This window comes from Streptosporangium nondiastaticum (assembly GCF_003011965.1).
In the GTDB taxonomy this organism is placed as follows: Bacteria; Actinomycetota; Actinomycetes; order Streptomycetales; family Streptomycetaceae; genus Streptomyces; species Streptomyces nondiastaticus.
On record NZ_PXWG01000179.1, the window covers coordinates 1 to 11830 of the forward strand.

Below are 11830 nucleotides of genomic sequence, written 5' to 3' on the forward strand. Positions count from 1 at the left end.
GCCGAAGCTGAGGACGGGGTATTTTATAGTCTGGCGTTGACTTTTGGCACGCTGTTGAGTTCTCAAGGAACGGACGCTTCCTTCGTACTCACCCTCTCGGGCTTTCCTCCGGGCGCTTCCCTTCGGTGTTTCCAACCTTACCAGATCCGTTTTCCGGTCCGTTTCCGGTCCGAATTCCGTTTCCGGCCCCCTGTTGGAGCGGGGTTTCGCCTTTCAGCTTTCGCTTTCCGGCGGTGATTCCGACTTTATCAGATCTCTCCGGTCGGAATTTCCCACCGCCCCGGAACGATCCTTCACGTTCGTCACGAACGTTTGGGCGTTCCCCTCGCGGTGGAGACGTAAACCTACTGGACGGCCGCGCCCGGATGCAAATCGGCAGCGGGGCGGCCGTCCGTTGGGTTGACGAAGCGTCAGACCTCGACGACCACAGGGAGGATCATCGGGCGCCGGCGGTAGGTGTCGGAGACCCACTTGCCCATCGTCCGGCGGACGAGCTGCTGGAGCTGGTGCGGCTCCACGACCCCGTCGGACGCGGACTTGCCGATCGCTTCCTCGATCTTCGGGATGACCGCCGAGAACGCGGCGTCGTCGATGCCCGAACCCCGGGCCTGGATCTGCGGCCCGCTCACCACCTTGCCCGTCGTGCTGTCGACCACGACGAACACGGAGATGATGCCCTCGTCGCCGAGGATGCGGCGGTCCTTGAGCGAGGTCTCGGTGACGTCGCCGACCGAGAGGCCGTCCACGTACACGTAACCCGCCTGGACCTTGCCGACGATCTTCGCTGCGCCGTCCACCAGGTCGACCACGACGCCGTCCTCGGCGATCACGATGTGGTTCTTCGGAACGCCCGTGAGCGCGCCGAGCTCCGCGTTGGCCCGCAGGTGACGCCACTCGCCGTGCACCGGCATGAGGTTCCTGGGCTTGCAGATGTTGTAGAAGTACAGCAGCTCGCCCGCGGAGGCGTGACCCGAGACGTGGACCCGGGCGTTGCCCTTGTGGACGACGTTGGCCCCCCAGCGGGTCAGGCCGTTGATCACGCGGTAGACCGCGTTCTCGTTGCCCGGGATGAGGGACGAGGCCAGGATGACGGTGTCGCCCTGGACGATCCGGATCTGGTGGTCGCGGTTGGCCATCCGGGACAGGGCCGCCATCGGCTCGCCCTGGGAGCCCGTGCACACCAGCACGACCTCGTCGTCCGGCAGGTCGTCCAGCGTCTTCACGTCCACGACGAGGCCCGCGGGGATCCGCAGGTAGCCCAGGTCGCGGGCGATGCCCATGTTGCGGACCATCGAGCGGCCCACGAAGGCGACGCGGCGCCCGTACTCGTGGGCGGCGTCGAGGATCTGCTGGATGCGGTGCACGTGGCTGGCGAAGCTGGCCACGATGATGCGCTTCTGCGCGCCCGCGAACACCTGGCGCAGCACGCCGGAGATGTCGCGCTCGGGCGGGACGAAGCCGGGGACCTCGGCATTCGTGGAGTCCACGAGCAGCAGGTCGATGCCCTCCTCGCCCAGCCGGGCGAAGGCCGGCAGGTCGGTGAGGCGGCGGTCCAGCGGCAGCTGGTCCATCTTGAAGTCACCGGTGTGCACGGCCATGCCGGCGGGGGTGCGGATGGCGACGGCCAGCGCGTCCGGGATGGAGTGGTTGACGGCGATGAACTCGCAGTCGAAGGGGCCCAGGCGCTCGCGGTCGCCCTCGGCGACCTCGAGGGTGTACGGGCGGATGCGGTGCTCCTGCAGCTTGGCCTCGATGAGGGCCAGGGTCAGCTTGGAGCCGATCAGCGGGATGTCCGGCTTCTCGCGGAGCAGGTAGGGAACGCCGCCGATGTGGTCCTCGTGGCCGTGCGTGAGCACGATGCCGTCGACGTCGTCCAGGCGGTCACGGATGGACGAGAAGTCGGGCAGGATCAGGTCGATTCCGGGCTGCTCCTCCTCGGGGAAGAGCACTCCGCAGTCGACGATCAGCAGGCGGCCGCCGTATTCGAAGACCGTCATGTTGCGGCCGATCTCCCCCAGGCCGCCGAGCGGGGTGACGCGCAGGCCGCCCTCGGGGAGCTTCGGCGGGGGACCGAGTTCAGGATGCGGGTGGCTCAAAAGACTCTCCTCACCACGCGCGCCACATGTCCTCGGGACATATGGCGCGCGTGACCTTCGTGCACTTGCAGTTGTTGGCGGTGTTCAGTTGTGAAGTCCTGCGTGTTCAGTTGTGAAGTCCGTGGGCGGCCGGCCCGGGGGCCGGTCCGCCGGGGCGGGCCGTCAGCCGAGCTGGACGCCGCCCGCCGTGAGGTCGCGCTTGAGCTGCTCGGTCTCCTGCTCGGTGAGCTCGACGAGCGGCAGCCGCGCGGGGCCCGCGGGCAGTCCCTGCAGGCCCAGGGCGGCCTTGGTGGTCATGACGCCCTGGGTGCGGAAGAGGCCGGTGAAGACCGGGAGCAGCTTCTGGTGGATCGCCGTGGCCTTGGCGTTGTCGCCGGACTGGAAGGCGTCGGCCATGGCGCGCAGGTCACCGGCGACGAAGTGGCCGGCGACGGAGACGAAGCCGACGGCGCCGACGGCGAGCTGCGGCAGGTTCAGCATGTCGTCGCCCGAGTACCAGGCGAGGCCCGAGCGGGCGATGGCCCAGCTCGTCGCGGACAGGTCGCCCTTGGCGTCCTTGTTGGCGACGATGCGGGGGTGCTCCGCCAGCCGGACGAGCGTCTCGGTGTCGATGGCGACGCCGCTGCGGCCGGGGATGTCGTAGACCATCACCGGGAGGTCGGTGGCGTCGGCGACGGCGGTGAAGTGCCGGACCAGGCCCTCCTGCGGGGGCTTGTTGTAGTACGGCGTGACGACGAGGAGGCCGTGGGCGCCCGCCTTCTCGGCGGCGCGGGCCAGCTCGGCGCTGTGGTGCGTGTGGTTGGTGCCGGCTCCGGCGATCACGTGGGCGCGGTCTCCGACCGCCTCGACCACGGCCCGTACGAGCTGGGCTTTCTCCGCATCGCTGGTGGTGGGGGACTCGCCGGTGGTGCCGTTGACGATGAGGCCGTCGTTGCCGGCGTCCACGAGGTGGGTGGCGAGCCGCTGAGCGCCGTCGAGGTCGAGGGCACCGTCAGCGGTGAAGGGCGTGACCATGGCGGTCAGGACCCGCCCGAAGGGCGTCTGCGGTGTGGAGGTCGGAGCCATGAGGGCCACGCTACTCGTTGCTCACCGTGAGGTGCCCCCTCGGGGAGTGCCAAAGGGATCCCGGCACTGCCTGCTCGGGGGTTCAAGCAGTGCCGGGTCCGTCTTTTCAGACTAGATTAAAGCCACGAAAAGCCGCAATACGGACACCTAAGCTACCGGGCCGTAAGGCTTCCCGTCCGCCCTGCCCCGTCAGGGGGCGACGCGGCCGTTCTTGTTGAACGCGGCGTACGTGAGCGGCATGAGCTTCGCCCACTCCGCCTCCATCTTCTCGCCGACCATCTCGATCTCGCGCTGCGGGAACGAGGGCACGGCCGCCTGCTCGTGCTGGGTGCGCAGGCCGAGGAAGTGCATCAGCGAGCGCGCGTTGCACGTGGCGTACATGGACGAGAACAAGCCGACCGGCAGGACCGAGCGCGCGACCTCGCGGGCGACGCCGGCGGCCAGCATCTCCTGGTAGGCCTCGTAGGCCTCGCGGTAGGTGCTCTCCATGACGCGCGTGGTGAGCTCGTGCTGCGCCTCGGTGCCCTCGACGAAGACGTACTTGCCGGGGCGGCCCTCCTGGACGAGCTTGCGCTCGGCGTCCGGGACGTAGAAGACGGGCTGCAGCTCGCGGTAGCGGCCGGACTCCTCGTTGTACGACCAGCCCACGCGGTGGCGCATGAACTCGCGGAAGACGAAGATCGGCGCGCTGATGAAGAACGTCATCGAGTTGTGCTCGAAGGGGCTGCCGTGCCGGTCGCGCATCAGGTAGTTGATCAGCCCCTTGGACCGCTCGGGGTCCTTGGTGATCTCTTCCAGGGACTGCTCGCCGGCGGTGGAGACGCGGGCCGCCCACAGCACGTCGGAGTCGGCCGCGCTGTGCTTGACCAGCTCGACGGTCACATCGCCGCGAAACGTCGGCTCGGCTTCCTTGGCGGTCTCGGTGGGGCTGTCGGTCACCGGCGGGGTCCTTCCAGTTGCAGTGCTCGGGCGGCGACCAGCCTACGGGCCGCCACTGACAACCGGTCCGCAAGCAGTGCCCTTACGGCCCCGCCGCGGCCGGGGGAAGCTGCCCACTGGTTGAGATTTTTCACAGAAGTCACTGAAAACGGGCACCAGTGGCGGCGTTCGATCGTCCTTACGTACGACAGCACGTTTTTCGAGGTTCCTAGGAGAGCCCCCATGTTCCGCCGGCGAGAGCCCGTGCCGTTCGCCTTCGTCGCCGAAGCCGAGCGCTACCGCAGCAACGTCACGCCGCCGTCCCGAGAACGCGCGAGCCGCTCGCAGATAGCCGGCCGCGCGCTCATGGGTCTCACGGTGGCGGCGGGGCTGGTCGGGGCGCTGCTGTTCGGGATGCCGTCCCTGCAGCCCAGCACGCAGGACACGCACCAGTCGCAGCGTTCCGAGGCTTCGGACGGCCGCTGACCGGCAGGTGACCACCGAGGGTGGGATCCGGCGCACCGACCCTGGTGTGCCCGGGTCCCGCCCTTTTCTATAGCCTCACCGGGCACAGCCATTCGAGCGTGCGTGCTGATGAGTGAGGAACCCTCGTGCCCCTGCCCTTTCTGACCGCCGACCGCGACGTCGAGGAGCTCGCGCCCGCCACCGCCGCGGCCGTCCCGCCCGCCGGGCACGACGAGGAACCGGCGCGCTGGCATCGGCCGTACCGGCCCGGCCCGTGGCGCGTCGGCGTCACCGCGCTGTTGCTGCTGCTCGCCTCGTACGTCCTCTTCGCGGCGATGATCATCGCTGTGGCCGGGTCGCTGCCCGGGGCGGGGATCTGCGTGGCCGTCGCCGTCCTGGTGATCGTGGCGGCCGTCCGCCTCGTGCGGGTCGGCGTGTGGGTGGGCGCGCGCGGGCTGCGGCACGTACGGCTGCTGTCCGCGAAGACGGTGCCGTGGGCGGAGGTGACGGCCGTGCGCACCGTGCGGCAGTCCGTGCGGTGGCTGGGCCTCCCCCGCTCCGTGCAGGGGCAGGCGGTCGTCGTGGAGCGCGCGGGCGGTGCGCCGCTGGCGACGCTCGTCACCAGCCACGGGGCGGACTTCCTCGGCCGGCCCCAGGCGTTCGACATGGCGTGCGACGCGGTGGAGGGCTGGGCGGCGGACTTCCGCCGCTGACCGGCCGTACGACGCAGCAGACGGCGGTGCCGCCTCATGCCGGGCATGGGGCGGCACCGCCGTCTGTCACGTCAGGGCCTCGCGAGCCCTGTCCTGTCATGGCCTCGCGCGCTGCGGCGGGAAGACACCCGCCGGCAAGCGACTACGCGTCCACCCGTACCGGCCTGCCGTCGTGGAGGGCGATCGCCCGCTGCATGGCCTTGCGGGCGCGGGGGGTGTCCCGGGCGTCGTGGTAGGCGACGGCCAGCCGGAACCAGGCGCGCCAGTCGGACGGGGCGTCCTCGGTCTCGGCCTTGCGCTTGGCGAAGACCGCGTCCGCGGAGTCCCGGTCGATGCGGCCGCCCGGCGTCCGTACCAGCTCGTCCACCGGCAGCCCGCCCTCGGCGTCCAGCTCCCGCGCGAGGCGGTTGGCGTCGCGCGCGAACCGGGTGGTCTGGTAGAGGAACCAGGCGCCGATGAACGGCAGGACCAGCACCGCCGCGCCGAAGGCGACGGTGACGGCGGTGCCCTGCTGGATGAGCATCACGCCGCGGCTGCCGACCAGGACGAAGTAGACGACCAGGACGGCGGCCAGGGCGAAGTAGACGATTTTGGCGCGCACGGTGCTCAGCCCAGGTCCAGGAAGTGTTCCAGGCCGAAGGTCAGGCCCGGGGTCGCAACGACGCGCCGCGCGCCGAGCAGGATGCCCGGCATGAAGCAGCTGTGGTGCAGCGAGTCGTGCCGGATGGTGAGGGTCTCGCCGGTGTCGCCGAAGAGCACCTCCTGGTGGGCCAGGAGGCCGCGGAGCCGCACCGCGTGCACGGGCACGCCGTCGACGTCGGCGCCCCGTGCGCCCTCCAGGGCCGTCGTGGTGGCGTCGGGCTGCGGCGGGCAGCCCGCCTCGTGCCGCGCGGCGGCGATGAGCTGCGCGGTGCGGGTGGCCGTGCCGGAGGGGGCGTCCGCCTTGTTGGGGTGGTGCAGCTCGACGATCTCGGCGGACTCGAAGAAGCGGGCCGCCTGCCGGGCGAACGTCATGGTCAGGACGGCCCCGATGGAGAAGTTCGGGGCGATGAGCACACCGGTCGACGGCGAGGCGTCGAGCCAGGTGTTCAGCCGCGCGAGGCGCTCCTCGGTCCAGCCTGTGGTGCCGACGACGCCGTGGATGCCGTTGCGGACGCAGAACTCCAGGTTCTCCATGACCGAGTCGGGGTGCGTCAGCTCGACCGCGACCTGGGCTCCCGCCTCGGTCAGCGTCTCCAGCTTGTCGCCCCGGCCCAGCGCGGCCACCAGCTCCATGTCGTCGGCGGCCTCGACGGCCCGTACGGCCTCGGAGCCGATCCGGCCCCCGGCGCCGATGACCGCCACGCGCAGCTTGCTCATCGTCCCTGCTTCCTTCGAACCAATCGACCAGGCGATTAAGAAACGGCCTCGTGCAGGCGTGCGGCCTGCTTGTCCTTCAGCGGGCCGATGACGGACAGCGAAGGACGCTGTCCCAGTACATCGCGGGCCACCTCGCGGACCTCGTCCGGGGTGACGGCCGAGATGCGGGCCAGCATGTCGTCGACCGACATCTGGTCCCCCCAGCACAGCTCGCTCTTGCCGATGCGGTTCATGAGCGCACCGGTGTCCTCCAGGCCGAGCACGGTGGAGCCGGCGAGCTGCCCCACGGCGCGGCTGATCTCCTCGTCCGGCAGGCCCTCCGACGCGACCTTGTCCAGCTCGTCGCGGCAGATCTTCAGCACGTCGTGGACCTGGCTCGGGCGGCAGCCGGCGTAGACGCCGAAGAGGCCGCAGTCGGCGTAGCCCGAGGTGTAGGAGTAGACGGAGTAGGCGAGGCCGCGCTTCTCCCGGACCTCCTGGAAGAGCCGGGAGCTCATGCCGCCGCCGAGGGCGGTGTTGAGCACGCCGAGCGCCCAGCGGCGGTCGTCCGTGCGGGCCAGGCCCGGCATGCCGAGGACGACGTGCGCCTGCTCGGTCTTGCGGCCGAGGACCTCCACGCGGCCGGCGGTGCGGATCGCACGGGCTCCGGCGCGCGGGGCGACGGGCGTCGCGTCCGTACGGCTCAGGGCGCCGGCCCGGTCGAAGGCGGCGCGCACCTGGCGGACGACCTTGGCGTGGTCGACGTTGCCCGCGGCGGCCACGACGAGGCGCGTGGGGTCGTAGTGCTTCTTGTAGAAGCGGGAGATCTGGTCGCGGGTGAGGGCGTTGATGGTGTCGACCGTGCCGAGCACGGGGCGGCCGAGGGGGGTGTCGCCCAGCATGGTGTGCGCGAACAGGTCGTGCACGCAGTCGCCGGGGTCGTCCTCCGTCATCGCGATCTCTTCGAGGATCACGCCCCGCTCTGCGTCCACGTCCGCCGCGTCGATCAGCGAGCCGGTGAGCATGTCGCAGACGACGTCGATGGCCAGCGGCAGGTCGGTGTCGAGCACGCGCGCGTAGTAGCACGTGTACTCCTTGGCCGTGAACGCGTTCATCTCGCCGCCGACGGCGTCGATGGCCGAGGAGATGTCCAGCGCGCTGCGCTTGGCCGTGCCCTTGAAGAGCAGGTGCTCCAGGTAGTGGGTGGCGCCGTTCAGGGCCGGGGTCTCGTCGCGGGAGCCCACGTTGGCCCAGATGCCGAAGGTCGCGGAGCGCACGGACGGCAGGGTCTCGGTGACGATGCGCAGGCCGCCCGGGAGGGTGGTGCGGCGGACCGTGCCGATGCCGTTCTCGCCCTTGAGAAGCGTTTGGGTACGGGCGACGGCCCGCCCCTCCGAGGAGGGGCGGGCCGTCTTCCGTGTACTACGGGACGTCACTTGGCGGACTCGTCCTTGGTCTCGTCGGCCTTGTCGCCGTCCTCGCCCTCGATGACGGGGATCAGGGAGAGCTTGCCGCGCTGGTCGATCTCGGCGATCTCGACCTGGACCTTCTGGCCCACGCCCAGCACGTCCTCGACGTTCTCCACGCGCTTGCCGCCGGCGAGCTTGCGGATCTGCGAGATGTGCAGCAGGCCGTCCTTGCCCGGCATGAGGGAGACGAACGCACCGAAGGTGGTGGTCTTGACGACCGTGCCCAGGTAGCGCTCGCCGACCTCCGGCATGGTCGGGTTGGCGATGCCGTTGATCGTGGCGCGGGCGGCCTCGGCGGAGGGGCCGTCGGCGGCACCGATGTAGATGGTGCCGTCGTCCTCGATCGTGATCTCGGCGCCGGTGTCCTCCTGGATCTGGTTGATCATCTTGCCCTTGGGGCCGATGACCTCACCGATCTTGTCCACCGGGATCTTGACGGTGATGATCCGCGGGGCGTAGGCGGACATCTCGTCCGGCGTGTCGATGGCCTCCATCATCACGTCGAGGATGTGGAGACGCGCGTCGCGGGCCTGCTTGAGGGCCGCGGCCAGGACGGAGGCCGGGATGCCGTCCAGCTTGGTGTCGAGCTGGAGGGCGGTCACGAACTCCTTGGTGCCGGCGACCTTGAAGTCCATGTCGCCGAAGGCGTCCTCCGCACCGAGGATGTCGGTGAGGGCGACGTAGTGCGTCTTGCCGTCGATCTCCTGGGAGATCAGGCCCATGGCGATGCCGGCGACGGGGGCCTTCAGCGGCACACCGGCGTTCAGCAGCGACATGGTGGAGGCGCAGACCGAGCCCATGGACGTCGAGCCGTTGGAGCCCAGCGCCTCGGAGACCTGGCGGATGGCGTACGGGAACTCCTCGCGCGTCGGCAGCACGGGCACGATGGCCCGCTCGGCCAGGGCGCCGTGGCCGATCTCGCGGCGCTTCGGCGAACCGACGCGGCCGGTCTCACCGACGGAGTACGGCGGGAAGTTGTAGTTGTGCATGTAGCGCTTGCGGGTCACCGGGGAGAGGGTGTCCAGCTGCTGCTCCATGCGGAGCATGTTGAGGGTGGTGACGCCCAGGATCTGGGTCTCGCCACGCTCGAACAGGGCGGAGCCGTGGACGCGCGGGATGGCCTCGACCTCGGCGGCGAGCGTGCGGATGTCCGTCACGCCACGGCCGTCGATGCGCTTCTTCTCCTTGATGACGCGCTCACGGACCAGGGACTTGGTCAGCGAGCGGTACGCGGCGGAGATCTCCTTCTCGCGGCCCTCGAACTCCGGCAGGAGCTTCTCGGCGGCGAGCTCCTTGACGCGGTCGATCTCGGTCTCGCGCTCCTGCTTGCCGGCGATGGTGAGCGCCTGGGCGAGCTCGTCGCGGACGGCCTTGGTCAGGGCGGCCAGGACGTCGTCCTGGTAGTCCAGGAAGACCGGGAACTCGCCCTCGGGCTTGGCGGCCTTGGAGGCGAGCTCGGACTGGGCGCGGCAGAGCACCTTGATGAAGGGCTTCGCGGCCTCGAGACCGGCGGCGACGACCTCCTCGGTGGGGGCGTCGGCGCCGTCCTTGACCAGCTGGACGGTCTTCTCGGTGGCCTCGGCCTCGACCATCATGATCGCGACGTCGCCGTCCTCCAGGACGCGGCCGGCCACGACCATGTCGAAGACGGCGTCCTCGAGCTCGGTGTGGGTCGGGAACGCGACCCACTGGCCCTTGATCAGAGCGACGCGGGTGGCGCCGATCGGACCGGAGAAGGGCAGGCCCGCGAGCTGCGTGGAGCAGGAGGCGGCGTTGATCGCGACCACGTCGTAGAGGTGGTCGGGGTTGAGGGCCATGACCGTCTCGACGATCTGGATCTCGTTGCGCAGGCCCTTCTTGAAGGAGGGGCGCAGCGGCCGGTCGATCAGACGGCAGGTGAGGACCGCGTCCTCGGAGGGGCGGCCCTCACGGCGGAAGAAGGAGCCGGGGATCTTGCCGGCCGCGTACATGCGCTCCTCGACGTCCACCGTCAGGGGGAAGAAGTCGAGCTGGTCCTTGGGCTTCTTGGAAGCGGAGGTGGCCGACAGCACCATGGTGTCGTCGTCCAGGTACGCCACGGCGGAACCGGCGGCCTGCTTGGCCAGGCGGCCCGTCTCGAAGCGGATGGTGCGGGTGCCGAAGGCGCCGTTGTCGATGACGGCCTCGGCGTAGTGGGTCTCGTTCTCCACCAGGGATATCTCCTCGTCTGCGTCCCCGCCCGTGTGGCGGGGACGGTGGCGGAGGAGCGTCTGTGCTGGCCGGTCTTCGATCGAAGCACCCGGATTTCCCTGATCCGGGGGCCACTACCGAGGACCGGCGGCGAGCCGAGCGCTCCTCCTCGTACGGTTCGGCACGGATGCCGTCGTGGAAACCAGACTACAAAGCTTCTGCTGTCCACGAGATACGCAAAGGGAGCGGCCCCCAGTCGGTGGGAACCGCTCCCTTCACGGTGTCTTACTTGGCGCCGGCGGCACCGCGGCGGATGCCGAGGCGCTCGACCAAGGCGCGGAAGCGCGTGATGTCCTTCTTGGCCAGGTACTGCAGCAGGCGGCGGCGCTGACCGACCAGGAGCAGCAGACCACGGCGGGAGTGGTGGTCGTGCTTGTGCGTCTTGAGGTGCTCGGTCAGGTCCGAGATGCGGCGGGTGAGCAGCGCGACCTGGACCTCGGGGGAACCGGTGTCGCCCTCCTTGGTGGCGAACTCGGCCATGATCTGCTTCTTCGTAGCGGCGTCGAGCGACACGCGGTACTCCTTCTGAGTGTCTTTTGGCCACCGAGTGCCCCTGGTCTCTTTCTCAGGGGAGCTTCCGTTACTCGGGAGGCGGGGTCCGCTGGGCGCTGTCCCCAGAGGCCGGTGAGGGCACTCCGAAGGCGCGTACACAAACGGCCGCTGCACAGAGTACCAGCCCGGGCCAGCGGGATGACCGCGGAGGTGGGGCGGGGGCTGCGCGGGGGGCCTCGTGGGGGGCCTCATGCGGCGGTCTGGCCGCTGCCCGTGCGGGGCCTCATGCGGGGCCTCATGCGGGGCCTCATGCGGGGCCTCATGCAGGGAGTGGGGCCGCCTCGTGCAGGGCGTGGGGCGCGCCGCCTCATGCGAGGCCTCATGCCCTGCGTGGGGCCTCATGCCCGCCTCGTGCGGCAGGCCTGGGCGGCCGCCCCGTGCGGGGCCTCATACGGGCCTCATGCGGGGCCTTGAGCGCCGCCCCATGCGGCGGGCGGGCGCCCCATGCGGCACGTCAGCCCGCCGAAAGGCTGCGGGCCGCCGAGTACAGGTCGAGGACCGCCAGGCACAAGGGTACGAGCGCGAGGAGCAGGGTGCTCTCGGACAGGTCGGAGACGCGCCCCCAAAAGGGTGACAGGCCCTTGGCGGGAACGATCAGCGCGACGGCCGTGAGCAGGGCCCCACCGAGGGTGACGGCGGCGGCCAGCCAGAGCGTGCGGACGTCGAGGGAGCCCCCGGCCGCACCGGTGGGCGGCATGAGGGAGAGGCCGAGGACGAGCAGGACGAGCGCCGCGAGGCCCGCGCCGAGGACGGCGGCGACCTGGGCGGTGTAGCGGAAGAGGCGGGCGCGCAGCAGCATCGCCAGGCCGGCGGTGAGGGCGAGGAGCCGGGGCCACGGGCCGCCGCCCGGGGCGAAGGCCAGGACGGCCGTGGAGCCGGTCACGACGGCCGCGCAGCCGCCGACGAGCCCGAGCAGCAGTTCGTGGCCGCGGCGGACCTGGGCGGCGATGCGCCGGGCGTCCACGGGGTCGGCCTGCGGGGCGCC

At 70.4% G+C, this 11830-nt stretch carries 10 protein-coding genes and 1 pseudogene; 2 read left to right on the forward strand and 9 right to left on the reverse strand.

Annotated features, from left to right (window positions below):
* Nucleotides 1–410: 410 nt before the first annotated feature.
* The 3 genes from B7P34_RS32710 to thyX all read right to left on the reverse strand — a co-directional run bounded on the left by B7P34_RS32710 (nucleotide 411) and on the right by thyX (nucleotide 4100).
* Nucleotides 411–2096 (reverse strand): ribonuclease J, encoded by a 1686-nt coding sequence (locus B7P34_RS32710; protein WP_106681801.1) that lies wholly within the window; start codon nucleotides 2094–2096, stop codon nucleotides 411–413.
* Between the two features lie 162 nt (nucleotides 2097–2258).
* A complete protein-coding gene (gene dapA / locus B7P34_RS32715) occupies nucleotides 2259–3161 on the reverse strand; it encodes a 4-hydroxy-tetrahydrodipicolinate synthase (protein WP_106681809.1) in 903 nt (300 codons plus the stop codon).
* Nucleotides 3162–3350: 189 nt separating this feature from the next.
* Complete coding sequence (thyX, locus tag B7P34_RS32720) at nucleotides 3351–4100, reverse strand: FAD-dependent thymidylate synthase (protein ID WP_106681802.1); 750 nt, start codon at nucleotides 4098–4100, stop codon at nucleotides 3351–3353.
* Nucleotides 4101–4322: 222 nt separating this feature from the next.
* On the opposite strand from thyX, the gene B7P34_RS32725 reads away from it, so the two are divergent.
* Nucleotides 4323–4565 (forward strand): hypothetical protein, encoded by a 243-nt coding sequence (locus B7P34_RS32725; protein ID WP_106681803.1) that lies wholly within the window; start codon nucleotides 4323–4325, stop codon nucleotides 4563–4565.
* A 125-nt stretch (nucleotides 4566–4690) separates the two neighbouring features.
* Nucleotides 4691–5257 carry a hypothetical protein gene (locus B7P34_RS32730; RefSeq protein ID WP_106681804.1) on the forward strand — a complete coding sequence of 189 codons (567 nt, stop codon included), beginning with the start codon at nucleotides 4691–4693 and terminating at the stop codon, nucleotides 5255–5257.
* A gap of 142 nt (nucleotides 5258–5399) precedes the next feature.
* Here B7P34_RS32730 and B7P34_RS32735 read toward each other — a convergent pair whose 3' ends face one another.
* From B7P34_RS32735 to B7P34_RS32760, 6 genes and pseudogenes are all read right to left on the reverse strand, one after another.
* On the reverse strand, nucleotides 5400–5858 hold the full coding sequence (locus B7P34_RS32735) for a tetratricopeptide repeat protein (RefSeq protein WP_106681805.1): 459 nt from the start codon (nucleotides 5856–5858) through the stop codon (nucleotides 5400–5402).
* Nucleotides 5859–5863: 5 nt separating this feature from the next.
* Complete coding sequence (gene dapB / locus B7P34_RS32740; RefSeq protein ID WP_106681806.1) at nucleotides 5864–6616, reverse strand: 4-hydroxy-tetrahydrodipicolinate reductase; 753 nt, start codon at nucleotides 6614–6616, stop codon at nucleotides 5864–5866.
* A 35-nt stretch (nucleotides 6617–6651) separates the two neighbouring features.
* Nucleotides 6652–7938 (reverse strand): M16 family metallopeptidase, encoded by a 1287-nt coding sequence (locus B7P34_RS32745; RefSeq protein ID WP_223268469.1) that lies wholly within the window; start codon nucleotides 7936–7938, stop codon nucleotides 6652–6654.
* 89 nt (nucleotides 7939–8027) lie between these two features.
* Nucleotides 8028–10253 carry a polyribonucleotide nucleotidyltransferase gene (locus B7P34_RS32750; protein ID WP_106681808.1) on the reverse strand — a complete coding sequence of 742 codons (2226 nt, stop codon included), beginning with the start codon at nucleotides 10251–10253 and terminating at the stop codon, nucleotides 8028–8030.
* Between the two features lie 265 nt (nucleotides 10254–10518).
* Nucleotides 10519–10806, reverse strand: coding sequence for a 30S ribosomal protein S15 (gene rpsO, locus B7P34_RS32755; protein WP_099201622.1), 288 nt, complete (start codon nucleotides 10804–10806; stop codon nucleotides 10519–10521).
* Between the two features lie 493 nt (nucleotides 10807–11299).
* Nucleotides 11300–11830 (reverse strand): annotated as a pseudogene (locus B7P34_RS32760) (hypothetical protein); the annotation flags it as partial.